Source organism: Pseudomonas sp. NPDC087814 (assembly GCF_044742865.1).
In the GTDB taxonomy this organism is placed as follows: domain Bacteria; phylum Pseudomonadota; class Gammaproteobacteria; order Pseudomonadales; family Pseudomonadaceae; genus Aquipseudomonas.
Map to the genome: position 1 here is coordinate 31905 of NZ_JBIUVK010000002.1, position 23782 is coordinate 55686.

A 23782-nucleotide genomic window follows, 5' to 3' on the forward strand; every position below is an offset into this window, starting at 1 on the left:
GATCTTCAGTTCCATACCAGTAACTCCGCAGGGGTTGGGTTGTAGCCGTTGCACGGGTTGTTCAGTTGCGGGCAGTTGGAGATCAGTACGATCACGTCCATCTCGGCCCGCAGGTCGACGTACTTGCCGGGGGCGGAAATCCCGTCCTCGAAGGTCAACCCGCCATCGGCGGTCACCGGCACGTTCATGAAGAAATTGATGTTCGGCCCGATGTCGCTTTTACCCAGCCGGCCATCGTGGGCGCAGGCCCGCAGGTAGTTGTCGCGGCAGCTGTGCATGTAGCGTTTTTCCAGGGCGTAGCGCACGGTGTTGCTCTCTTGGGCGCAGGCGCCGCCAAGGGTGTCGTGGCGTCCGCAGGTGTCGTCGACGATGGTCAGCATCGGCTGGCCGAGGTTGGAATACAGCACGCTGCCGGTGCTCAGGTACACGCTGTTTTGCCGACGCAGGGTGCGCTGCACGTCGTAGCGTTCCCTGGGGTTTTTCAGGCTGTAGAACAGCGTGTCGACCGCCTGGTTGCCCTCAAGGTCGAGGATGCGCAGGGTCTGGCCGGCCTTGACTTCCATCAGCCAGGGTTCGCCGGCGGGAATGGTCGCGCGGTACACGGCCGCGTCCGGTTGTTTGGCGAGTGCGATAGACATGGCAGGTCCTCAGGCGAACAGACGGTCGGTGTTGATAAAGCCGCGCTCGTTTTCCGGGCGCGAGGTACGGCAGTGTTCGGCGACGCTTGGGTCGGCGTTCATCCAGCTGAGTTTCAGCGGCTGCGGCGCGTACTCGGGGTTGGGGTCCATGGGATGTTGCAGCGCGGTGAGCACCACCAGTGTGTCCATCGGTGCGTAGAGTTCGATGTAGTCGCCGGCCTTGGAGTGACCGGGGACAAAGTGCAGGCTGCCAGCTTCATCTACCGTGACTTTGCTGAACAGGTTGAGGGTCATCAGCAGGTCGGACAGCCCCAGGCCCCACTTGCCCAGTTCCACCAGCAGGTTGTCGGTGCCGTTGCGGTAGAAGCCGTTGCGCAGCTCTTGATAGCGGCCTTTGCCGTATTTTTCCGCGACCTCGGAGGCGCATGACACGCCGCCGATACTGTCACTCCAGCCGCAGGTGTCGGCGGTGATGGCAGCCAGCACGCGGCCCATGTCCGAGTACAGGCAATGGCCGTTGGTGAGCTTGGCGGTGTGTTGGCATTTGAGGCTGTCGGGCAGGTTCAGGCGCTCGGTTTTTTCATTGGCATTGAGCAGGGTCAGGCTGACGTTGGCGCCGCCGCGAATGTCGGTGAGGCGCAGCAGTTGGCCGCGCTTGAGTACAAAGGAACGGTGGCCGCCGCCGGGGAGCATTTCCTCGGCGAAGGGTGGGAACAATTGAGTTGAGTCGGTCATTTGGAAGTGGCTCCAAGTTCGGCGGCGATCGCCTTGCGGCGCTCGCTGTTCAAAGGGATGTCGTAGGTGATGCGGGCGCCGTATGCGCCGGGGGCGTGTGGGTCGAGGCGCACCTTGTCGAACACCAGCAAGCGGGTGCCGAGGCTGAAGCCTTCGCTGAGGTCGTGGGTGACCATGAACACCGTCAGCCTGGTTTCGCGCCACAGCTCCAGCAACAGCAGGTGCATGTCTTTGCGAATGCCCGGGTCGAGGGCGCCGAAGGGTTCGTCCAGCAGCAACACGCGGGGCTTCATGATCAGCGCCTGGGCGATGGCCAGCCGCTGCTGCATACCGCCGGAAAGCTGCGCCGGGTACTTGTCCAGGGCATGGCCCAAACCGACTTTATGCAGCAGCGCTGCGGCCTGTTCCCGGGCCTGTTTTTTCGCGCTGCCGAACAGGCGGCCGAGCAACGCTGAACGCGGCAACTCAAGGCCCAGCGCAACGTTGTCCAGCACCGTCAGATGCGGGAACACCGAGTAGCGCTGGAACACCACGCCACGGCTGGCATCGGGTTCGGCGGCGAGCGGTTTACCGTCCAGCAGGATCTCGCCATGGCTGGCGGTTTCCTGCCCCAGCAGCAGGCGCAGGAAGGTCGATTTGCCGCAACCGGAGGTGCCGACCAGGGTGCAGAATTCGCCTTCGGCCACGTGCAGGTTCAGGCGCTCCAATACCACCTGGTCGCCATAGCGCTGCCACACATTGTTGACGCTGATAAAACTCATGCCCGCGCTCCTTCGTACCAGGGGAACGCGCGCCGCGTCAGGGCCTTGAGGCCCCAGTCCATCAGCCAGGCCAGCAGGGTGATCCACACCACGTAGGGCAGGATCACGTCCATCGCCAGGTAGCGGCGCACCAGGAAGATCCGGTAACCCAAACCGTCGGTGGAGGCGATGGCTTCGGCTGCAATCAGGAACAGCCACGCCGAGCCGAGCATCAGGCGCAGGGAGATCAGCAGGCGCGGCAGCAATTGCGGCAGCACCACCCGCAGCATCAGGGTCCAGGTGGAGGCGCCGAGGGTCTGCGCCTTCACCAGCAACTCCACGGGAATTTCCCGTGCCCGCTGTTCCAGGTCCCGCGCCAGGGCCGGGGTGATACCGATCACGATCAGCATCACTTTCGATAATTCCCCCAGCCCGAACACGATGAACAGGATCGGCAGGATCGCCAGCGGCGGCACCATCGACAGCACCGTCAGCAAGGGGGACAACGGTGCGCCAAACAGCGGCAAGGTGCCGGCTGCAATGCCCAGGCACAGGCCGGCGAGGGCGCTGATGCCCAGGCCGATCGCCAGGCGGCGCAGGCTTGAGGCGCTGTCTTGCCACAGCACGTATTCACCGGTGCGAGTGTCGGCGCTGAAGGCCAGGCGTTTCACTGCGTCGCCCATTTGTGCGGCGCTGGGCAGCAGCTTGTCGTTGGGGTTGTCTGCCAGGCGCTCGGCCGAGCCCACGAAGTAGGCGAACAGCAGCAGGGCGAAGGGCAGCAGCACCAACAGCAGGCGACTGGAGCGTTCCGGGTGACGGTTGATCAGGCGCATGGCCGCGTCCTCTTACAGCGTGCCGTCGGCGGCCATCTGTACGTAGCTGGGGTCGAAATGCAGCTTGAGGTTGGCGGTGTCGCCGCGGGTCACGCCATTGGCGAAGCTCATGCCCACGGCGTTGGTGTCCTTGGCACCTTCACCCAGCAGGCCGTGTTTAAACGAGAACTCGGCGACTTTGCCCATGGTGGCGGGCAACTGCGCGCTGGTGGCGAAGGCCAGGGCTTCCTTGGGCGTGGCGAACAGCTTGGTGGTGTCCAGTTGCGACTGGAAGCCCTTGAGGTCGGTGCCGGAGGCCTTGGCCATGTGCTCCAGGGCGTCGGTGCTGGCGGCGTTTTTCGCGTTCATCAACGCCACCACTTCAAACCAGGCGCCGGTCAACGCTTTGCCCAGCTTGGGGTTGTCCTTGAGGGTCTGGGTGTTGACCACCATCATGTCCATGATTTCGCCGGGCACTTTGCTGGAGTCGAACACTTCGGTGACACCGGGCTTGGCCTTGATCTCCGAGAGCATCGGGTTCCAGGTGGTGACGGCCTTGACCTGGTCGGTGTTGAAGGCGGCGGCGATGTCGGCGTCGGAGGTGTTGACCACTTTCAGGTCTTTTTCGCTGAGGTTGGCCGACTCCAGGGCGCGGGCCAGCAGGTAGTGGGACACGGAAAGTTCCACCAGGTTGACGTTCATGCCCTTGAGGTCGGCGACGGTCTTGCCTTCACCTTTGATGACCACGCCATCGTTGCCATTGGAGAAGTCGCTGACCACCAGCGCGGTGCTGTCCACGCCGCCGGCTGCGGGAATGGTCAGGGCGTCCATGTTGGTCATGGTGCAGCCGTCGAACTGGCCGGCGGTGTACTGGTTGATGGATTCGACGTAGTCATTGAGCTGCACCATGTCGATCTTGATGCCGTACTTCTTGGCCCACTTGTCGAGGATGCCTTGGCTGCCGGCGTATTCCCACGGCATCCAGCCGGCATAGATCGTCCAGCACACGCTGAAATGGTCTTTGGGGGCGGCTTGGGCGGAAAAACTCACCACGGCGGCGAAGGCGGCGGCGAGCAGGGCGGGTAAACGTATCGAGGGCATGGATGCTTCTCCAGTTGATCAAGGGCGAGCAGGAGCAACGCGGCACCGTGAACGGTGGCTTGTCTCCCGGGCTTTTATCCCGCCGTGTAACCTCAACTGGAGGTCGCCGACTCTCGGACCAGCCACTCGCCTTAGCGAGCCGGAACCCTAGTCAGCCATTGCAAATTGTGGTGCCGCGAACCTGTGATGACTCCTGCACTGGAGAGGTAAAGCGAGAGTCGTGCCAAGTGGCACGGGTGCAGTAATGGCGCGGGTTGGCGCGAGGAGGGGGGCGCAACGTGCGGTGAATATGCGTCGTGGTGGTGCGGGATTGCACTGCAATGAGGCGACCGGCAGATGTATCAATCTATGTCTAAATCGCACCAGATTCCGTTTTTGATGTCAGATATTTCGTCAGGCAGTGAAAGCTGTTTGCCGCCCCCCAGCGTCGCTGGGTGTGCTCTTCCGCGGTCCAGGAGGCCGCCATGTATCGTCGACTGCTTCTCATCGCTTTGCTCGGCTTGACCCTTTCTGCGTGCGCGCCTTATTACGGTGGCGGCCAGGCCTACTACGGTTCCGAGGTCTACACGGCGCCCGCGCCGGCGTATTACTACGGCGGCGGCCCGTATTACCATTACCGCCAGGGTTACTACCCGCCACCGCAGCGTTATTACCCGTCGCCGCGTTATTACCAGCCGGCGCCGCGCTATTATCCTGCGGGGCCGCGCGCGGGTTATCGGCCTTACCCAAACCAGGGTTGGGGCAACAGTCACTGGGGTAATGGTGGCGGACATGGCCAGGGTGGTGGTCAGGGTGGAGGCCGTGGCGGCGGTCATCGCTGATAGGAATAATTGGAAAAACGGCGCTCAGGCGCCGTTTTTGTTTACCGTTGGTCGGCACTGTCATATTTGACAGCTATCCTGTGGGTTACGCCTGTAGTTAATTGGGAGCAGTCGCCTGTTTGGCGTATCGCTTCCAGCATCGACTGATGGAACCCATGACATGAACGTCAGCCCGCTCTACCTGTTATTTTTTGCTTTTCTTGGCGTCAGTACGTTGGCAGCAGCGCAATCCTGTCCTTACCCGAGTGCTGTACGCTACGTTGACGGTCACTTTCAGGGAACTGACAGAGACTCGCCATGGATAAGCCAGGCAATGAGCGGCGGGGAATTCGTGGAAACCTTTGTCGGCGCGCTTTTTACTCCTAGCGAGCAGGACGAGCGCAAGCATGGCTATCTGGAAAAGTGCATTTATAAAACCCTGAGGGGTAAGACAGTCACCCTGAGGTACGGCACGGCTCAAGCCGGAGGGGCGATGTCGCTGGCAGATACCACGCATTGGGTACCGGGCACCGATGCTTTCGGGCAACAGGTTTTCCAGTGCGACGACCACCAACCCGATAATTGTGCCTTCACGTTCGAGGGCAAAAAAGCGCCGGCGGGCGCTCAATAGTCAGACAGGTCCGCCAGCGGATGCCGCCCTTCCCAGACCTTGTGGAAGTGCGCCTGCACCACGGCCTCGGGGATCAAGTTGATGTCCGGCCAGTGCCAGTGTGGCTGCTGGTCCTTGTCGATCAACCGCGCCCGCACACCTTCGCTGAATTCCGGGTGACGGCAGCAGTTCAGGCTCAAGGTGTATTCCATCTGGAACACTTGGGCCAGGGACAGGTGCCGCGCGCGCTGGATCTGTTCCCACACCAGGTGCGCGGTCAGCGGGCAGCCTTCGTTCAGGGTCTTGCCTGCGCGGCGGAGCAGCGGGTCGGTGTGATCGCGTAACTGGCTCAAGGCTCGCCACGCACAGCGCACATCCCCCACGTCCAGCCACTCGTCGATCTGCCCACGGCGCGGCAGCCATTGGGCTTCGGGCAACTGGCCGGCGGCTTCCTGGGCCAGGGCCTTGAGCAGGCTGTTGAGCTGCATGTCGGTCTGTTCCTGCCAGTTCAGTTGCAGCAGGCCTTCAAGCAGTTCGTCTTGTTGTTCATCCAGCAGGAAGCGGTCGGCCAGGCCCAGGTCCAGGGCGTCGCGGCCATTCATATGGGCGCCGGTCAGGCCGAGGAACAACCCCAACTTGCCGGGCAGGCGAGACAGGAACCAACTGGCGCCCACGTCCGGGTACAGGCCGATGCTGATTTCCGGCATGGCCAGGCGGCTGCTTGGCGTGACGATGCGCACGGCGGCGCTTTGCAGCAAGCCCATGCCACCGCCCAGCACATAGCCGTGGCCCCAGCAGATCAGCGGTTTGGGGTAGGTGTGCAGGCGGTAGTCGAGGCGGTATTCCGCGGCGAAAAATTGCGCGGCCAGCGCCGGTACTTCGCCGGGATGTTCACGGCAGGCCTGGGCCAGGCTGCGGACTTCGCCACCGGCGCAAAAGGCCTTGGGGCCATTGCCGCGCAGCAGCACGCAGACGATTTGCGGGTCTTTGGCCCAGGCGTCCAGGCGTTCGCTCAGGGCCAGGATCATCGGCAACGACAAGGCATTGAGGGATTTTTCCGCGTCCAGGCTGGCGATGCCAACGCGGGCGCCGCCGGTGCCAATCAGCTCTTCGAAGTGCAGGTTCATCATGACCTCAATCGAGAAAGTGAAGGTTCAGTATGATCGCTTCGCAGGAAAGTGCGGTATCTGCGTCAGATCAATTGACAAGCAAGGTCGGCTTTCCTAGGGTTCGCCTCATTCTTTTGACTAGACAGCGTAACCATGACCACCGACGACCGTATCAAACTCGAACCCAGCTGGAAACACGCCCTGCGTGACGAGTTCGACCAGCCGTACATGGCCCAGTTGCGGGAATTCCTGCGCCAGGAGCACGCGGCAGGCAAGGAGATCTACCCACCCGGCCCGATGATCTTCAACGCACTCAACTCAACGCCCCTGGACAAGGTCAAGGTGGTGATCCTCGGCCAGGACCCGTATCACGGCCCGGGCCAGGCCCACGGCTTGTGCTTCTCGGTGCAACCGGGCGTGCCGGCACCGCCGTCGCTGGTCAATATCTACAAAGAACTCAAGCGTGACCTGAACATCGACATTCCCAACCACGGCTACCTGCAAAGCTGGGCCGACCAGGGCGTGCTGATGATCAACACCACCATGACCGTGGAGCGCGCGAATGCCAACGCCCATGCGGGCAAGGGCTGGCAGTTCTTTACCGATCGGATTATTGAAGTGGTGAGCGAGCATCAGCCGCACCTGGTGTTCTTGCTGTGGGGCGCCCATGCGCAGGGCAAGCAGAAGCTGATCGACGCCACCAAGCACCTGGTGCTGACGTCGGTGCATCCGTCGCCGTTGTCGGCCTATAGAGGGTTTATTGGCTGCGGGCATTTCAGCCGCACCAACAAGTTTCTTGAGCAGAATGGCGAGACGCCGATCGAGTGGCGATTGCCGCCGGTTTGACATAGCTCCAATGTAGGAGCTGTCTCGCTAAAGCTCGACAGCTCCTACAATTGAATGCCTCTTAGGCTTCAGATTTTGTCTGGCTGCCGGTTCCAGTGCCGAAACAACGGCTCCGCCAGAAACAGCACAAACAACAAACGCATCACCTGCATCGCCGTCACCAATGGCACCGACAATTGCAGGGTTTCCGCCGTCAGGCTCATTTCCGCAATTCCGCCTGGCATCATGCCCAGTGTCAGCGAACGCAGGTCCAGATGTGTGAGTGCACTCAAGCCCACAGCCGCCAGCGTCGCAATCAACATGGTCAACGCCGTTCCGATCAACGTACGTCCCATGAACAACGGCGCGCGCCGGAAGAACTGCCGGTTGAAGTGGCAGCCCAGGCCGCTGCCGATCAGCCACTGGCCGATCTGGCTGCCTCCGTCGGGCAGCCCGATGTGCAAGTCCCAGGTAATGCTGGCGGCGGCACTGACCAGCAGCGGCCCGAACAGCCAGGGGTTTGGCTGACGCAAGCGTTGCCAGCCCCAGGCCACCAGTGCACCGACGGGAAACAGCAGCGCCAGCCAGGTCCAATCCACCGTCGCCGGATGAAACTGCGGGGCACCTTCCCCCAGCAAATACTTGAACGCCGCCGGCACACAGAGCACCACCACCAATACCCGCAAACTCTGGCCCGCCGCGACGCGGCTGAGCACTGCGCCATTGCGTGCGCCGAGGTTGACCATCTCCCCCGACCCACCCGGCATGCTCGAGAAAAACGCCGTGGCACGGTCTTCACCGCTGCGGCGCATCAACCACACACCCACGATGCTGGAGAGGCTGGTGACCAGCGCGCCGAAGAAGATCAGGCCGAAGTGGCTCATCACCTGCTCGATCACCACCGGGGTGAAGTGCAGGCCGATGCCGATGCCCACCACCCATTGGCCGCATTTGCGGCCGCCGGGAATTTCCGCGAGCTGCCAGGGTGTCAGGCAGCGCACCAGGATGATCGCCAGCAACGAGCCGACCATGTACGGCAGTGGCCAGCCGATCTGGCTGGCGAGATACCCGCCCAGCAGACCGACCAGCGGTGTTGCCCACCAGTTTCTGAACGTGGCCTCAGACATCGGCCACGGCACGACGCTGCAGGGAACGCTTGCGCCAGATGCGCAGGAGCGGGAACAACAGCATCAAGGCCGTCAGTACCCACACGCCGAAGGTGATCGGGCTCGACCAGAGGATCTGCAATTCGCCGTTGGAAATCGACAGCGCACGACGCAGGTTCTGCTCCATCAACCCGCCGAGGATAAAGCCCAGCAGCACCGGCGAGAGCGGGAAATCCAGCTTGCGCAGGATGTAGCCGAAGATGCCGATGCCGACCATCAGGAACAGGTCGAAGGTGGTGGCGTGAACCGCGTACACACCGATCGCAGTGATGATGGCGATCACCGGCACCAGTGCCCAGTTCGGCACGGCAAGGATGCGGGTGAAGATGCGGATCATCGGGATGTTGAGGATCACCAGCATGATGTTGGCGATAAACAACGAGGCGATCAGGCCCCAGACGATGTCCGGTTGCTGTTGGAACAGCAGCGGGCCGGGGGTGATGTTGTACAGCGACAGGGCGCCGATCATCACCGCCGTGGTGCCCGAGCCGGGTACGCCGAGGGTCAGCATCGGCACCAGGGCGCCGCAGGCGGAAGCGCCGATCGCGGTTTCCGGAGCCGCCAGGCCGCGCATGTCGCCCTGACCGAATTTACCGCTGGCACCGGCCAGGCGTTTTTCGGTCATGTAGGCCACGGCCGAGGCCAGTGTGGCACCCGCGCCCGGCAATACGCCCATGATGAAACCCAGCAGGCCGCAGCGAATATTCACGACGAATACCGCGGAAGCTTCCTTCAGGTTGAACATCATGCGTCCGGTGGCTTTCACGGCTTCCTGGCCACGGTGGGTTTTTTCCAGCAGCAACAGGATCTCGCTGATGGAGAACAGGCCCAATACAAGCACCACGAACTGGATGCCGTCGGTCAGGTGGATGTTATCGCCGGTGAAGCGGTACACACCGCTGTTGGCATCGATACCCACTGCTGACAGAAACAGGCCGATCAAGGCCGCGACAAAGGTCTTCAGCGGCTTGTCACCGGCCATGCCGCCCAGGCAGACGATGGCAAACACCATCAGTACGAAATATTCCGCCGGGCCGAAGGCAATCGCCCATTTGGCCAGCAGCGGGGCGAACAGCACCATGCCGCAGGTGGCGATAAACGCACCGATGAACGAACTCCACGCCGACAGCGACAACGCCACGCCCGCCAGGCCTTTGCGAGCCATCGGGTAGCCGTCGAGGGTGGTCATCACGGTGGAAGCTTCACCCGGGATGTTCAACAGGATCGAGCTGATGCGCCCGCCGTATTCGCAGCCCAGGTACACGGCCGCCAACAGGATCAAGGCCGACTCAGGCGGCAGCCCCAGGGCAAATGCGATGGGGATCAACAGCGCTACGCCGTTGATCGGCCCAAGGCCCGGCAACAGGCCGACCACGGTGCCGATCAAGGTGCCGCACAGTGCGGTGATCAGGTTGTAAGGGGTCAGTGCAACGCCGAAGCCCTGGCCCAAATAGCTGAACGTATCCATATCAGTTCTCCAGAACTTCAAGCAGGCCGAGCGGCAGCGGTACATCCATGGCCTTGTCGAACAGCAGGTAAAGACCGATGCTCATCAAGGTCACGATCACCACGCTGGGCATCCAGCGGCCGCCATACAGGCGCGCCATCGGAATGCCGATCAGCATGCTGCTGAGGATGAAACCCAAGGGTTCGAAGGTGCCGGCAAACACCAGCAGCAACCCGACGCAGATGCCGATCTTGATCAGGGTCTGGCGGTCCAGCGCGGGCTCTTCTTCTGTGTGCTTGGTGGGCTGTGGACGAAACAGCATGTAGATCAGGCCCAGGCCCATCAGCCCGAGCATCAGCAGCGGGTAGGCCCGAGGCCCTACCGGCTCGTAGGAAAACGACGCCTGATATGGCCAGGCCATCAGTGCGAGGCCGGCACAGACCAGCAACATCACTGAGGCGAAAATGCGTTGTAAGAGCATGGGAAACTCCTTGGAGACTCTTGTAGGCGCGAGCTTGCTCACGAAGAACGCCAGGACGTCGCGTTTATACAGGCAGCACGCGTCATCGTTGAAGTTTTTCGCGAGCAAGCCCGCTCCCACAGAGGGGCGATTACTGGATCAGGCCGAACTCTTTGGCCAGCACTTTGTAGTCAGCCACCTGTTTCTTCACGTAGGTGTCCAGCTCCGGGCCGGTCATGGCGAACGGGAACAGCTCGCGCTGGTCACGCAGCTTGGCGAACTCTTCGGAAGCCAGCAGTTTGTCGAAGGCGTCTTTCCACCAGGCATAGTCTTCGTCGCTGACTTTTGGCCCGAGGTAGAAGCCACGCACCACCGGCCAGACGATGTCGTAGCCTTGTTCCTTGGCGGTCGGGATGTTCTTCATTTCCGGCTCGTCCAGGCGTTCGTCGGAGAACACCGCCAGCAGGCGCATGTCACCACTGAGGATGTGCGGCATGGAGTCGGAGATGTCGGTACTGCCTACCTGGATATGGCCGCCGAGCAGGGCGGTGGCGATCTCGCCGCCGCCTTCCAGTGCCACGTAACGCAGGTCACGCGGGTTGATGCCGGCGGCCTTGGCGATCAGGGCGGTTTGCATCCAGTCCTGGCTGCCGACGGTGCCGCCGGAACCGATGACCACGCTGCCCGGATCTTTCTTCAGGGCCTTGACCAGATCGTCGAGGTTTTTGTAGGGCGAATCGTTTTTCACCGCGATGGCACCGTAGCTGGTGCCGACGGCCGCGAGCCAGCGCACGGCGCTTTCATCGAAGCGGCCAAATTTGCCCTGGGCCAGGTTCAACAGCGAGCCGCTGGACCACGCCACCAGCGTGCCGGCGTCGGCCGGACGCTGCGCCACGACGGCGTTGTAGGCCACCGCGCCCACGCCGCCGGGCATGTAGGTCACGCGCATCGGCTTGCTCAGCAGTTTCTCGTTGACCAGCGCGCTCTGCGCCAGTTTGCAGGTCAGGTCGAAACCACCGCCGGGGGACGCCGGGGCGATGCATTCCGGGCGCTTGGGCTCGGCGGCCAGCAGTTGGCTGGCGAACAGCATGCAGCTGGCCGTCAGGGCAAATTTACGCAGTGAAAGGGTCATGTTCATCTCCATCATTGTTGTTATGAGGTTGCTGTTACCAGAGTGCGACGCTGTAGCTCACCAGCAGGCGCACTTCATCCGCATCACGGGCCGAATAGTTGGAACGGTAGGTGGCATTGCGCAGACGCACGGCCACGTCCTTGAACGTGCCGCTTTGCACCACGTAGCGGATCTCACTGTTGCGTTCCCACTCCTTGCCGGTCTCGCCGTTCTTGAGCTTGATGTTGTCACCCGACAGGTAACGGCTCATGAAACTCAGGCCGGGAATCCCCAGCTTGGCGAAGTCGTAGTCGTAGCGGGCCTGCCAGGAGCGTTCTTCGGCGCCGGCAAAGTCGTTGATCTGCACGAAGTTGACAAGGTAAGGATCGCTACCGTCCACGTAGGGAAAGGCGCTGTCGCCGGACATGTGCTGGTAACCGGCGCTGAGCTTATGGCCATTGAGGGCATAGCTGAAGAGGCCGTTGAGGGAGGTGTTGTCGATCTTGCCGCCGCGCGCCGCACCGGTGTCGTCACTGACGGCCAGGCGCAGGTCGGCGCCGAAGGTGCCGGGGCCCATCGGGCGCGAGGCCACGAGGCCGAGGAAATGCTGGCGGTACACGTCGTCGAGTTGGGCGAAGTGGTAGCTGCCGGTGATCTTGTCGGCGAACTTGTAGTCCACGCCGCCGAAGTCGAAATGCTTGCCGGTGGCGCCGCTGAGGAAGCGGCTGTTCTTGTTGTTGAGGCCGATGTCTTCGTAGTTGGTGTCGTCGCGGTCCTTGGCCTTGTTCAGGCGGCCGCCGGTGAACACCAGGTTCTTGAATTCCCTGGAACTGAGCAGGCCGCCTTCAAACGTCTGCGGCAGGATGCGCCCGTCGTTGGGCTTGAGGATCGGCAATTCGGGGATCAGCGCGCCGATCTTCAGCTCGGTGGCGGAGATCTTCACTTTGCCGGTCAGGCCGAGTTTGGAATATTCGTTGGCGGCGCGGCCGTCGTCGTGGGTCGGCAACAGCCCGGTGCCGGTGCGGTCGGGGCTGGAGTCGAGCTTGACCCCGAGCATGCCCAGCGCATCCACGCCGAAGCCGACGGTACCGTCGGTATAGCCCGACTGCAGGTTGAGCATGAAGCCCTGGGCCCACTCGTCGCGCTTGGATTGCTGTGCGCTGGTGCCGTCGCGAAAGTCGCGGTTGAAGTACATGTTGCGGGTTTCGAGGGTGGCGGTGCTGTCCTCGAAAAAGGCGGCCTGGCCTGCGGGCGAAAAGCCGGCGAGGGCGGCGGCACTGGCAAGGGCGGTCTGGGTGATACGAGAAGAACGAGCAGGCGGCTGTGTGCGCAGCATCGTGGGTGTACTCCGTTATTGTTCTTATTTTGGCGAAAACGCTTCGAGGCGTTTTTCGGGCGCTATGGGTGAAATAGCTCGGCAGGCGAAACCCACCGTGGCTGGATGCTAAAGGGCGAAGCTTTCACTAACCTTTCAGTCGCCTTTCAATGTTTTCGGGCTTCACAGCGCAGGCCGCGCCTGTAAACTCCCCGGCAAAGCGTGGCGCCGACCACCCCCGAACGAGGTAAAAACCCATGCGTGTCCTTCTGGTCGAAGACCATTTGCAGCTAGCCGAAAGTGTCGCCCAGGCGCTCAAGAGCACGGGTTTGACCGTCGACGTGTTGCACGACGGAGTGGCGGCGGACCTGGCCTTGAGCAGCGAGGAATACGCGGTGGCGATTCTCGATGTGGGCCTGCCGCGCATGGACGGTTTTGAAGTATTGGCGCGCCTGCGGGCCCGTGGAAAAAATCTGCCGGTGTTGATGTTGACCGCACGCAGCGATGTGAAGGACCGCGTGCATGGCCTCAACCTGGGCGCGGATGACTACCTGGCCAAGCCGTTCGAACTGACGGAGCTGGAAGCCCGGGTCAAGGCGCTGCTGCGCCGTAGCGTGCTGGGCGGTGAGCGGCAACAGGCGTGTGGCGTGCTGATTTACGACCTGGATACGCGGCGCTTCACCCTGGGTGGTGAACTGCTGACCCTGACCTCCCGCGAGCAGGCGGTGCTTGAGGCGCTGATCGCGCGCCCGGGCCGGGTCATGAGCAAGGAGCAACTGGCTTCCCAGGTGTTTGGCCTGGATGAAGAGGCCAGCCCCGATGCCATCGAAATCTACGTGCACCGCCTGCGCAAGAAACTCGATGGCCAGCCTGTGGCCATCGTCACCTTCCGTGGCCTGGGGTACCTGCTGGAAGCCCGCGATGCATAAGCCCAGCAGCCTGCGCTGGCGCCTGCTGTGGAACCTGGCGCTGTTGCTGGTGGTGTTGATGATTGCCAGCGGCTTGAGCGCTTACTGGAATGGGCGCGAGGCGGCGGACACGGCTTACGACCGCACGCTGTTGGCCTCGGCGCGGACCATTGCGGCCGGCCTGTCCCACCGCGACGGCACCCTGAGTGCCGATGTGCCCTACGTCGCCCTGGATACGTTCGCCTACGACAGCGCCGGGCGAATCTACTACCAGGTCAACGATATTCACCAGAAGCTGATTTCCGGCTACGAAAACCTGCCGGGCCCGCCGCCGGGTACTCCACGCACCGATGACTATCCGGCGCTGGCGCGCTTTTATAACGCCAGGTATCAAGGCCAGAACGTGAGAGTGGTCAGCCTGCTCAAGGCAGTCTCCGAACCGAACATGAACGGCATGGCGGAAATCCGCGTGGCCGAAACCGACGAAGCGCGGGTGGCGATGGCGCGCAGCCTGATGGCCGATACCTTGCTGCGCCTGGGGATGCTGGCCATCGGTGCATTGTTGTTGGTGTTCTTTGCCGTGAGTGCGGCGCTGCGGCCGTTGGAGCGCTTGCGCACGGCCGTGGAAGAGCGTCAGCCCGATGACCTGCGGCCATTGCCGCTGGTGGAGGTGCAGCATGAATTGGGCCCGCTGGTACATGCGCTCAACCATTTCACCGAACGCCTGCGCGGGCAGTTCGAGCGCCAGGCACAGTTTATTGCCGATGCCGCCCATGAGCTGCGCACTCCTTTGGCAGCGCTCAAGGCACGCTTGGAGCTTGGCCTGCGTGCCGAAGACCCGGCTACCTGGCGCACCACCCTGGAAACCGCAGCCCAGGGCACTGATCGCCTGACTCACCTGGCCAATCAATTGCTCTCGCTGGCGCGCATCGAAAACGGCGCCCGGGCGATTGCCGAAGGCGGGGCCCAGTTGCTGGACCTGAGCCAGTTGGCTCGCGAGCTGGGCATGGCCATGGCGCCGCTGGCCCATGCGCGTGGCGTGGCCCTGGCGCTGGAGGCGGATGAACCGGTGTGGCTGCGGGGCGAGCCCACCTTGTTGAACGAGTTGTTGAGCAACCTGGTGGACAACGCCCTGGCCCACACGCCGCCTGGCGGCAACGTAATCCTGCGGGTCACGGCGCCGGCGGTACTTGAGGTGGAAGATGACGGCCCGGGCATCCCGCTGGATGAGCGGGACCGAGTGTTCGAGCGCTTCTATCGGCGCAGCCAGCAGGGCTTGGGGGCGGGCTTGGGGTTGGCGATTGTTGGCGAGATCTGCCGGGCACATCTGGCGCAGATCAGCTTGCATGACGGAGAGTTGGCGGGGTTGAAAGTGCGGGTGAGTTTTATCGCGGGGTAATCAGTAGAACATCGACCGTGCTTCATCCAGCTCGGCGCGCAAGGTGTCGCTGTAGGGGTCGAGTCGCAGCTTCTTGATCGCAGGTACCGTCAATATCGGCACGCTGGCCAGCGGGTGGTCAGTGTCGCGGTGGCAATACAACACGGCGACCTGCACCAGGTCGATATAGTCCAGGCGCTCGGAGTCGCGCTCAAGGTTCATGTACTGCGCCGGCAGGTTCACCAGCATTTCCGGGAAGTCCCAGCGCCGCAGCAGCTTGTCCCCCAGCAACGGGTGGATGCTTTCAATCACGTGATCGAGGCTGACCGGATCGGACAGCAGCTCATAGTGATCTTCGGCGAAGGTCAGGATCGGCAGCACGCCAATCTGGTGCACCAGCCCACCCAGCGCCGCCTGGTCAGGCTTCAACTGGCTGTGGTTGCGGCACAACGCATAGCTCACGCCGGCCACTTCCAGGCTGCGCCGCCAGACATCGCGCATCTTCTGTTCGACCACCTCGGAACGGGCGTGGAAGATCTGTTCCATCACCAGGCCGATCGCCAGGTTGCTGCTGTAGTTGGTGCCCAGGCGGGTGATGGCGGTGTGCAGGTCGGTGACTTCCTGGGTCGCGCGCAACAGCGGGCTGTTGACCACTTTGATCAGCCGTGCCGACAAGGCAGTGTCACGGCCGATCACTTTGCTCAGGTGGCTGATGCTGATGTCCGGGTCTTCGGCGGCCTGGCGAATGTTCAGGGCCACTTCCGGCAGCGTTGGCAGAACCAGGTCATCGTTATCGATGGCCACAACCAACGCCTGTTGGACTTTTTCCGCCAGCTTGTTCATTCAAGATCTCTAGGGTGTAGCAAAAAGGTACGACGATCAGCGCTGGATCTCGCGATCACGGTCCAGCTGGTAGGGCAGGTCGAGCAGCTGAAGGCCCGGGCCTTCCAGCGTGCCTACATGCACATCGCCACTCTCTGCTGCTTCGGCTTGCAGCACCGCTAGAAGTTCAATCGCCTGATCGGCACGGGCGGCAAGCACCACCTCGCCGATGGCGCTGTTGTGATTCGGGGAAAACAGTGGGGTGCCGGGCTCAGGCAGCTCGCCGGCATTCAGGCTAAGGCGATACAGGCGACGCTTGAGTTTGCCCAAATACTGCATGCGCGCGACGATTTCCTGGCCGGTGTAGCAGCCTTTCTTGAAGCTGACGCCGCCGACGGCTTGCAGGTTGAGCATCTGCGGGATGAACAGTTCGCGGGTCTGGGGCATGACCTGGCCGATACCGGCACGGATCTGGCCCAGCAGCCATTGGTTCAGTTCACCTTCGTTCAATTGTGCGGCGAGTTGGCCGTGCAGGGTTTGAGCTTGGGCGGCGGGGGCCCAGAGTTCGGCACGGCCCGGCGATACGCGGATGGCGATCAGGTCGTCGCTGCGCACCACGCTGTCGGTCTCGGCGGGTAGTTGGAGGCCGAGGCCGGCCAGTACCTGATCGGCATCCGACACACCGAAACGCGCCCAGGCAGCGCTTTCGTCGGTGAGTTTGGATTTGGAGAACACGGCGTACTTTTTCAGGTCCGCCAGTTGTGGCTCCAGCAGTTCGGTGGCCATGGCCAGCAGCACGCCATCGCCTTGCAGCAGGATGCGGAAGCTCGACTGCATGCGCCCTTTCTGGGTGCAGCGCGCGCCCAGGCTGGCCTGGGTGTCACTCAGGTAGTTAAGGTTGCAGGTCAGTTGTCCCTGGAGGAACTTGGCAGCGTCGGAACCGCGGACGGCGAGAACGCCTTCGTGGGACAGGGGGCAGAAAAAAGCAGAGTCAGCCATGGGTCATCGCAGGTTAAAAAGTCATGAGTGCATCATAGAGGGGCGCCCGGCAAATGGATAGTTTCCGTATGGCCGACCAAAGCCGACTGTTCCAGGCAGCTTCGGCCTGTATACTTGCGCTCTATTTGAGGAGCGCTCCATGGTCGAAGATGTAGAACTCAATCGCCTCTACTGGCACAGCCGCCGCGGCATGCTTGAACTGGACGTGTTGCTGGTACCGTTCGTCAGGGAGGTCTATCCGCACCTCAACGACGTCGACCGCGACTGCTACCGCAAGCTGCTGGAATGCGAGGATCAGGACATGTTCGGCTGGTTCATGGAACGCGCCGAATCGGAAGACCCGGAGCTGCAGCGCATGGTTCGAATGATTCTGGATCGTGTCCAGCCCAAGTAATACGTTCGAATGCCGCTGGCACGCCTCCGGGCAGTTGCTGGCGGCTTATCTTTTCGCCCAGGCGTTCGCACTGGGTGCGCTGTGGTTTCTCGATGTGTCCCGGTGGTTCGGAGCCTTTGGCGCCTTGTTGTGCCTGGCCCATGCCGGTTGGGTATTGCCGCGTCATATCCTGCTGACTCACCGTTCGTCGATCCGTGGCCTGCGCCGCGACGAGGATGGCTGGCAGTTGTGGAGCGCCGCGCGTGGCTGGCACAGCGTGCAACTGCGCCCCGACAGCCTGGCGTTGCCGTTGGCCGTGGTGCTGCGCTTTCGGGTGCAGGGTGACTGGCGGGTGCGTTCGATCTGCGTGCCACGGGATTCGCAGGCTACCGATGTGCATCGGCGCCTGCGGGTGCGCTTGAAGTTCAGCCGCCGTAGGTGGTTGGCACCAGAATAGTGTCGCGCGCTTCGGGCAGCATTTGCGGGTAGTCGAGGGTGTAATGCAATCCCCGGCTTTCCTTGCGCTCCATGGCCGAGCGGATCATCAGTTCCGCCACCTGGGCCAGGTTGCGCAGCTCGATCAGGTCGCGGCTGACTTTATAGTTGCTGTAGAACTCGTCGATCTCATCCAGCAACAGTCGAACCCGGTGCTGCGCCCGCGCCAGGCGCTTGTTGGTGCGCACGATGCCCACGTAGTCCCACATGAAGCGCCGCAACTCGTCCCAGTTGTGGGCGATGATCACGTCTTCGTCCGAATCGGTCACCTGGCTGGCGTCCCAGCGGGGCAGGGCGGCCGGCACCGGGATGCGCGGCAGCTGTTCAAGGATGTCGGCGGCGGCGGAGCGGGCGTACACGAAACACTCCAGCAACGAATTGCTGGCCATGCGGTTGGCGCCGTGCAGGCCGGTGAAGCTGGTTTCGCCAATGGCGTACAGGCCGGGCACGTCGGTGCGGCCGTTCTGGTCGACCATCACGCCGCCGCAGGTGTAGTGCGCCGCCGGGACGACCGGGATCGGGCCCTTGGTGATGTCGATATTGAACGCCAGGCAGCGCTCGTAGACCGTCGGGAAATGGGTCTTGATGAAGGCTTCGGGCTTGTGGCTGATGTCCAGGTAGACGCAGTCGATGCCCAAGCGCTTCATTTCATGGTCGATGGCCCGGGCGACGATGTCCCGCGGGGCCAGTTCTGCTCGTGGGTCGAAGCGCTGCATGAAACGTTCGCCGTTGGGCAGCTTCAGGTGTGCGCCTTCGCCGCGCAGGGCTTCGGTGATCAGGAAGCTCTTGGCCTGCGGGTGATACAGGCAAGTGGGGTGGAACTGGTTGAATTCCAGGTTCGCCACCCGGCAGCCCGAACGCCAGGCCATGGCAATGCCGTCACCGCAGGCGCCGTCGGGGTTGCTGGTATAGAGGTAGACCTTCGCTGCGCCGCCCGAGGCGAGAATGGTGAAGCGCGCGCCGTAGGTGTCGACTTCGCCGCTGGCCCGGTTGAGCACGTACGCGCCGAGGCAGCGTTCGCCCGGCAGGCCAAGGCGCTTTTCGGTGATCAGGTCGACGGCGACCCGCTGTTCCAGCAGTTCGATGTTGGGGCGTTGCCGGGCCTGGGCGAGCAGGGTCTTGAAGATCGCGGCGCCGGTGGCGTCGGCGGCATGGATGATCCGCCGATGGCTGTGGCCGCCTTCGCGGGTCAGGTGGAACTCGAAGCCGCCGTCGTCGGTGCCGGAATGTTCGTCGCGGGTGAAGGGCACGCCCTGGTCGATCAGCCACTGGATGGCTTCGCGGCTATGCTCGACGGTGAAGCGCACCGCTTCTTCATTGCACAGGCCGCCGCCGGCATTCAGGGTGTCTTCGACGTGGGATTGCACGGTGTCGGTGTCATCGAGCACCGCGGCGACACCGCCCTGGGCCCAGAACGTCGAGCCATTGGCGAGGTCGCCCTTGCTCAGTACGGCTATGCGCAGGTGGCCCGGCAGGGTCAGTGCAAGGCTCAAGCCCGCGGCGCCGCTGCCAATCACCAGGACATCGTGTTGAAACTGTTGGCTCATTTGAAGGATTCCGCAAAAAGCGATCCGTAGGGGGCGCAAACAGGACGCCTGGATCGGCGAATCAAAGGGTGACACGGCCCACTAGTATATAGAGGGGGGGAGCGGCACAATAGCCGGGCATTCGTGGCATTGTGAGACTACGGGCAACGAACTGCACGGCTTTCATGAAACGGACAGCGATTGGGATGGGAACTTTTTGCATAGGCCCCGACTCAATAGCAGGATGCCCGAAAGCTGGGAACACGCTGGATTTGCTGAGCCGCGTCTGTGTCAGGCGCGTCAGGAAACTGGCGACAGATTATTCGCGCAGCCGGCATTGCCCGCGCTGCGTTTTTCGTGTGTGCCAAATCAGTGCGCGCCGGAAACTTGCTTGGAGGGGGAGAACTTTTGCGAAAAGTCCGAGTCTATGTTTGCAAGCCTGATCGATTAGTTATGCAAGCCTCCTTCAAGTACAACGAGGAGTGTTCATGCTAACCCAGGAAGAGGATCAGCAGCTGGTCGAGCGCGTTCAACGCGGCGACAAGCGGGCATTTGATCTGCTAGTGCTGAAATACCAGCACAAAATTCTCGGGTTGATCGTGCGGTTTGTGCACGACACCCATGAAGCGCAGGACGTTGCACAGGAAGCCTTTATCAAGGCGTACCGTGCACTCGGTAATTTCCGCGGTGACAGTGCGTTTTACACGTGGCTGTATCGCATCGCCATTAACACGGCGAAGAACTATCTGGTTTCTCGCGGTCGCCGCCCGCCGGATAGTGATGTTAGTTCGGAAGATGCTGAATTTTATGATGGTGATCACGGCCTCAAGGATCTCGAGTCGCCGGAGCGTGCATTGCTGCGCGACGAGATCGAAGGAACCGTCCATCGCACTATTCAACAACTGCCAGAAGATTTGCGTACGGCGTTAACTTTACGTGAATTCGATGGTCTGAGTTACGAAGACATTGCGAGCGTCATGCAATGTCCGGTGGGTACCGTACGCTCCCGGATCTTCCGGGCTCGGGAAGCCATCGATAAAGCCCTGCAGCCGTTGTTGCAGGAAAACTGAGACAGCGGCGACAGCCAAGAGAGGAACCGCCATGAGTCGTGATGCCCTGCAGGAATCGCTGTCCGCAGTGATGGATAACGAAGCGGATGAACTGGAACTTCGTCGAGTGCTTAATGCATTTGATGATGCCGAAACCCGTGATACCTGGTCTCGTTACCAAGTCGCTCGGGCTGTGATGCACAAGGATCTTCTAATCCCTCGTCTGGATATTGCTGCGGCCGTTTCTGCTGCACTGGCTGATGAAGCCGTTCCGGCAAAAGCTGCTCGCGGTCCTTGGCGTAGCCTGGGCCGTCTGGCAGTCGCTGCTTCGGTGACCGTCGCTGTATTGGCAGGTGTTCGCCTGTACAACCAGGACGAAATCGCCGGTGCCGAACTGGCCCAGCAGACCCAGCAACCGGTCATGGCCGGCCCGCAGGTCAAGGGGCCAGCCGTACTGGCCGGCTACAAGGAAAGCTCCGATACTACCGGGCCTATGGCCAACGGTGTACTTCAAGGGCAATCCGGCTGGCAGGATCAGCGTCTTCCAGGCTACCTGCGCCAACACGCACAGGAATCGGCCTTGAAAGGCACTGAAAGCGCTCTGCCTTACGCTCGCGCTGCAAGCCTGGAAAACCGCTAGTCCGCCAAGGAGCTTTATGCGCGCCATACCGCTCCTTGCGCTTTTGCTCAGTGGCTGGTTTGCAGTCCCCGCCCATGCCGATGAAGCCCAAGACTGGCTGACGCGTCTTGGGCGGGCGGAGCAGCAGCAAAGCTTTCAGGGCACCTTCATCTACGAGCGTAACGGTAGTTTTTCTACCCATGACATCTGGCATCGTGTCCAGAATGGTCAGGTCCGTGAGCGGCTTTTGCAGCTCGATGGTTCTGCCCAGGAAGTCCTGCGCGTCGATGGCCGTACCCAATGCGTGAGCGGCACGCTGGTTGCCGGGCTTGGGGGCTCCCCCAATACCTCTGCGCGTACCCTTGATCCGCAAAAACTCAAAGCGTTCTACGATCTTGCCGTCATCGGCAAATCGCGCGTGGCCGGTCGGAATGCGGTGATCGTCTCCGTGACCCCCCGCGATCAATACCGTTATGGTTTTGAGCTGCATCTGGATCGTGAAACTGCGCTGCCATTGAAGTCATTGTTGCTTAACGACCAGGGCCAGTTGCTGGAGCGTTTCCAGTTCACCCAGCTCAATACATCGGTGCCTGACGATCGTGATTTGCAGCCCAGTGGCGAATGCACGCCGGTGGCGGTGACCAACGCCAAGGCCCCGGAGGTCGAGATCCCTCAGGATTGGCGCCTCGACTGGTTGCCACCGGGCTTTCAGCTGGTCAACAGCAGTGCCCATAAAGACTCCCACACCAAGGTAACCGTCAGCAGTCTGATGTATGACGATGGTCTGGCGCGTTTTTCGGTATTCCTGGAGCCGCTTAACGGTGCGACCGTAAACGAGACCCGCACCCAGTTGGGCCCGACAGTCGCCGTTTCACGGCGGTTGAATACCCTGGAAGGCGAGGTGATGGTGACCGTCGTCGGCGAGATCCCGATTGGCACCGCCGAGCGAATTGCGCTGTCACTACGCAGTGGCACCGTGCCTGCCAAGCCTTGAGTTGTTAATCCTATGTTCATCCTGATATTTCAATGTTGCGCAGGAGATAGTCGATGCCTGCCTCTGCCGAGAGCATGAAATGTCTGGATCATTTTTTTCACTTGCTAATATCCCCTATGTTTTTTATAGGTCAGGGCTTAACGGCCCTGGCCTTGTTTTGTTCGCGGAACAAAAATGTCGGTCGCAGTTTTCGGCGTTTATTGAACCCTGTCGCTCAACCCTGCTCGTCGTAACGGGAGCTGTATGTCGATACCACGTTTGAAGTCTTACCTATCCATAGTCGCCACGGTGCTGGTGCTGGGTCAGGCGGTTACCGCGCAAGCGGCCGAGCTGCCTGACTTCACCCAACTGGTGGAGCAGGCGTCGCCTGCCGTGGTGAACATCAGTACTACGCAGAAGCTGCCGGATCGTAAGGTCTCCAACCAGCAGATGCCCGACCTGGAAGGCCTGCCGCCGATGCTGCGGGAGTTCTTCGAACGCGGCATGCCCCAGCCGCGCACGCCGCGTGGCGGTGGTGGCGGCCAGCGTGAGGCCCAGTCCCTGGGCTCGGGCTTCATCATCTCGCCTGACGGCTACATCCTCACCAACAACCACGTGATTGCCGACGCCGACGAGATCCTGGTGCGCCTGGCGGACCGCAGTGAGCTGAAAGCCAAGCTGGTGGGCACCGACCCACGTTCCGACGTTGCCCTGCTGAAAATCGAAGGCAAGGACCTGCCGGTGCTGAAACTGGGCAAATCCCAGGACCTGAAAGCCGGCCAATGGGTCGTCGCCATCGGTTCGCCGTTTGGTTTTGACCATACTGTGACCCAGGGTATCGTCAGCGCCATCGGTCGCAGCCTGCCGAACGAAAACTACGTGCCGTTCATCCAGACCGACGTGCCGATCAACCCGGGCAACTCCGGCGGTCCGTTGTTCAACCTGGCGGGTGAAGTCGTTGGCATCAACTCGCAGATCTACACCCGCTCCGGTGGTTTCATGGGCGTTTCGTTCGCGATTCCGATCGACGTGGCCATGGACGTTTCGAACCAGCTGAAAACCGGTGGCAAAGTCAGCCGCGGCTGGCTGGGCGTGGTGATCCAGGAAGTGAACAAGGATCTTGCTGAATCCTTCGGTCTCGACAAGCCGGCCGGTGCCCTGGTCGCGCAGATCCAGGACGATGGCCCTGCTGCCAAAGGTGGCCTGCAAGTCGGTGACGTGATCCTGAGCATGAACGGCCAGCCGATCGTCATGTCTGCGGACTTGCCACACCTGGTGGGCGCGCTCAAGGCCGGCAGCAAGGCCAAGCTGGAAGTGATTCGTGACGGCAAGCGCCAGAACGTCGAACTGACCGTCGGTGCTATCCCGGAAGAAGGCGCGGCGCTGGATGCGCTGGGCAACAGCAAGCCAGGTGCCGAGCGCAGCAGCAATCGCCTGGGCATTGCTGTAGTCGAGTTGACCGACGAACAGAAAAAGAGCTTCGACCTCAAGAGCGGTGTAGTGATCAAGGAAGTCCAGGACGGTCCTGCCTCCCTGATCGGCCTGCAACCAGGTGATGTCATCACCCACCTGAACAACCAGGCTATCAACTCCACCAAAGAGTTCACCGACATCGCCAAGGCGCTGCCGAAGAACCGTTCGGTGTCGATGCGCGTCCTGCGTCAGGGGCGTGCCAGCTTCATTACCTTCAAACTGGCCGAGTAATCCGCTAGTCCAATAAAAAGCCCCGCTCTCGATGTTCGAGAGCGGGGCTTTTTTGTGGCTGAAAGGT

General features: G+C 61.8%; 25 protein-coding genes and 1 riboswitch. Of the genes, 11 read left to right on the plus strand and 14 right to left on the minus strand.

Annotated features, from left to right (window positions below; translation table 11 throughout):
• Positions 1-5 precede the first annotated feature (5 nt).
• The 5 genes from ACIOMR_RS02140 to ACIOMR_RS02160 are packed head-to-tail and all read right to left on the minus strand — an operon-like array spanning position 6 to position 4026.
• Positions 6-638 (minus strand): urea amidolyase associated protein UAAP2, encoded by a 633-nt coding sequence (locus ACIOMR_RS02140; RefSeq protein ID WP_003212037.1) that lies wholly within the window; start codon positions 636-638, stop codon positions 6-8.
• Positions 639-647: 9 nt separating this feature from the next.
• Positions 648-1373 (minus strand): urea amidolyase associated protein UAAP1, encoded by a 726-nt coding sequence (locus ACIOMR_RS02145; RefSeq protein ID WP_003212035.1) that lies wholly within the window; start codon positions 1371-1373, stop codon positions 648-650.
• The gene (locus ACIOMR_RS02150; protein ID WP_003212032.1) at positions 1370-2134 is read right to left on the minus strand and encodes an ABC transporter ATP-binding protein; all 765 of its coding nucleotides are present in this window, start codon (positions 2132-2134) and stop codon (positions 1370-1372) included. The genes ACIOMR_RS02145 and ACIOMR_RS02150 overlap by 4 nt, the downstream gene beginning before the upstream one ends.
• Positions 2131-2946: an ABC transporter permease gene (locus ACIOMR_RS02155; RefSeq protein WP_003212030.1), complete on the minus strand. Its 816-nt coding sequence runs from the start codon at positions 2944-2946 to the stop codon at positions 2131-2133. Before ACIOMR_RS02155 ends, ACIOMR_RS02150 begins: the two co-directional genes overlap by 4 nt.
• Positions 2947-2958: 12 nt before the next feature.
• Entirely contained in the window at positions 2959-4026 is a 1068-nt protein-coding gene (locus ACIOMR_RS02160; RefSeq protein WP_003212027.1) for a putative urea ABC transporter substrate-binding protein, read from the minus strand.
• Between the two features lie 61 nt (positions 4027-4087).
• Positions 4088-4188, minus strand: a riboswitch (guanidine-I (ykkC/yxkD leader).
• 302 nt (positions 4189-4490) lie between these two features.
• On the opposite strand from ACIOMR_RS02160, the gene ACIOMR_RS02165 reads away from it, so the two are divergent.
• Both ACIOMR_RS02165 and ACIOMR_RS02170 read left to right on the plus strand, forming a co-directional pair.
• Complete coding sequence (locus tag ACIOMR_RS02165; RefSeq protein WP_003212026.1) at positions 4491-4847, plus strand: hypothetical protein; 357 nt, start codon at positions 4491-4493, stop codon at positions 4845-4847.
• Positions 4848-5007: 160 nt separating this feature from the next.
• Complete coding sequence (locus tag ACIOMR_RS02170) at positions 5008-5457, plus strand: DUF3757 domain-containing protein (RefSeq protein WP_401191955.1); 450 nt, start codon at positions 5008-5010, stop codon at positions 5455-5457.
• Here the strand turns inward: ACIOMR_RS02170 and ACIOMR_RS02175 are convergent.
• Entirely contained in the window at positions 5451-6563 is a 1113-nt protein-coding gene (locus ACIOMR_RS02175) for an enoyl-CoA hydratase/isomerase family protein (RefSeq protein ID WP_102368292.1), read from the minus strand. The genes ACIOMR_RS02170 and ACIOMR_RS02175 overlap by 7 nt on opposite strands.
• Positions 6564-6698: 135 nt before the next feature.
• On the opposite strand from ACIOMR_RS02175, the gene ung reads away from it, so the two are divergent.
• Positions 6699-7391, plus strand: coding sequence for a uracil-DNA glycosylase (gene ung, locus ACIOMR_RS02180; RefSeq protein ID WP_003212020.1), 693 nt, complete (start codon positions 6699-6701; stop codon positions 7389-7391).
• 68 nt (positions 7392-7459) lie between these two features.
• Here ung and ACIOMR_RS02185 read toward each other — a convergent pair whose 3' ends face one another.
• The 5 genes from ACIOMR_RS02185 to ACIOMR_RS02205 all read right to left on the minus strand — a co-directional run bounded on the left by ACIOMR_RS02185 (position 7460) and on the right by ACIOMR_RS02205 (position 12890).
• Positions 7460-8497: an AbrB family transcriptional regulator gene (locus ACIOMR_RS02185; protein ID WP_003212018.1), complete on the minus strand. Its 1038-nt coding sequence runs from the start codon at positions 8495-8497 to the stop codon at positions 7460-7462.
• On the minus strand, positions 8490-10004 hold the full coding sequence (locus ACIOMR_RS02190; protein WP_003212016.1) for a tripartite tricarboxylate transporter permease: 1515 nt from the start codon (positions 10002-10004) through the stop codon (positions 8490-8492). The genes ACIOMR_RS02185 and ACIOMR_RS02190 overlap by 8 nt, the downstream gene beginning before the upstream one ends.
• Position 10005: 1 nt before the next feature.
• Positions 10006-10464 (minus strand): tripartite tricarboxylate transporter TctB family protein, encoded by a 459-nt coding sequence (locus tag ACIOMR_RS02195; protein WP_008437838.1) that lies wholly within the window; start codon positions 10462-10464, stop codon positions 10006-10008.
• A gap of 130 nt (positions 10465-10594) precedes the next feature.
• Positions 10595-11581 carry a tripartite tricarboxylate transporter substrate binding protein gene (locus ACIOMR_RS02200; protein ID WP_166742143.1) on the minus strand — a complete coding sequence of 329 codons (987 nt, stop codon included), beginning with the start codon at positions 11579-11581 and terminating at the stop codon, positions 10595-10597.
• A gap of 28 nt (positions 11582-11609) precedes the next feature.
• Positions 11610-12890, minus strand: a complete 1281-nt coding sequence (locus ACIOMR_RS02205; RefSeq protein ID WP_008437839.1) for an OprD family porin — start codon at positions 12888-12890, stop codon at positions 11610-11612.
• A gap of 236 nt (positions 12891-13126) precedes the next feature.
• On the opposite strand from ACIOMR_RS02205, the gene ACIOMR_RS02210 reads away from it, so the two are divergent.
• Together ACIOMR_RS02210 and ACIOMR_RS02215 are read left to right on the plus strand one after the other, a co-directional pair.
• Positions 13127-13798: a response regulator gene (locus ACIOMR_RS02210; RefSeq protein ID WP_003212008.1), complete on the plus strand. Its 672-nt coding sequence runs from the start codon at positions 13127-13129 to the stop codon at positions 13796-13798.
• Entirely contained in the window at positions 13791-15176 is a 1386-nt protein-coding gene (locus ACIOMR_RS02215) for a sensor histidine kinase (RefSeq protein ID WP_003212006.1), read from the plus strand. The genes ACIOMR_RS02210 and ACIOMR_RS02215 overlap by 8 nt, the downstream gene beginning before the upstream one ends.
• Here the strand turns inward: ACIOMR_RS02215 and ACIOMR_RS02220 are convergent, their stop codons facing one another.
• Entirely contained in the window at positions 15177-15998 is an 822-nt protein-coding gene (locus tag ACIOMR_RS02220) for an HDOD domain-containing protein (RefSeq protein WP_003212004.1), read from the minus strand.
• 36 nt (positions 15999-16034) lie between these two features.
• Positions 16035-16976 carry a folate-binding protein YgfZ gene (locus tag ACIOMR_RS02225; RefSeq protein ID WP_177040324.1) on the minus strand — a complete coding sequence of 314 codons (942 nt, stop codon included), beginning with the start codon at positions 16974-16976 and terminating at the stop codon, positions 16035-16037.
• Positions 16977-17115: 139 nt separating this feature from the next.
• Between ACIOMR_RS02225 and ACIOMR_RS02230 the strand changes: the two genes are divergently transcribed.
• Positions 17116-17370, plus strand: a complete 255-nt coding sequence (locus ACIOMR_RS02230; protein WP_003212000.1) for a succinate dehydrogenase assembly factor 2 — start codon at positions 17116-17118, stop codon at positions 17368-17370.
• Positions 17354-17806 (plus strand): protein YgfX, encoded by a 453-nt coding sequence (locus ACIOMR_RS02235; RefSeq protein WP_102604221.1) that lies wholly within the window; start codon positions 17354-17356, stop codon positions 17804-17806. The genes ACIOMR_RS02230 and ACIOMR_RS02235 overlap by 17 nt, the downstream gene beginning before the upstream one ends.
• On the opposite strand, the gene nadB is transcribed toward ACIOMR_RS02235, so the two are convergent.
• Positions 17775-19391, minus strand: coding sequence for an L-aspartate oxidase (gene nadB / locus ACIOMR_RS02240; protein ID WP_003211997.1), 1617 nt, complete (start codon positions 19389-19391; stop codon positions 17775-17777). The genes ACIOMR_RS02235 and nadB overlap by 32 nt on opposite strands.
• A 467-nt stretch (positions 19392-19858) precedes the next feature.
• Here nadB and rpoE point away from each other — a divergent pair, with 467 nt between their 5' ends.
• The 4 genes from rpoE to ACIOMR_RS02260 all read left to right on the plus strand — a co-directional run bounded on the left by rpoE (position 19859) and on the right by ACIOMR_RS02260 (position 23715).
• On the plus strand, positions 19859-20440 hold the full coding sequence (gene rpoE / locus ACIOMR_RS02245; RefSeq protein WP_003172477.1) for an RNA polymerase sigma factor RpoE: 582 nt from the start codon (positions 19859-19861) through the stop codon (positions 20438-20440).
• A gap of 31 nt (positions 20441-20471) precedes the next feature.
• Entirely contained in the window at positions 20472-21059 is a 588-nt protein-coding gene (locus ACIOMR_RS02250) for a sigma-E factor negative regulatory protein (RefSeq protein WP_003172479.1), read from the plus strand.
• A gap of 16 nt (positions 21060-21075) precedes the next feature.
• On the plus strand, positions 21076-22032 hold the full coding sequence (locus ACIOMR_RS02255; RefSeq protein WP_003211995.1) for a MucB/RseB C-terminal domain-containing protein: 957 nt from the start codon (positions 21076-21078) through the stop codon (positions 22030-22032).
• A gap of 243 nt (positions 22033-22275) precedes the next feature.
• A complete protein-coding gene (locus tag ACIOMR_RS02260) occupies positions 22276-23715 on the plus strand; it encodes a DegQ family serine endoprotease (protein ID WP_003211993.1) in 1440 nt (479 codons plus the stop codon).
• Positions 23716-23782 lie beyond the last annotated feature (67 nt).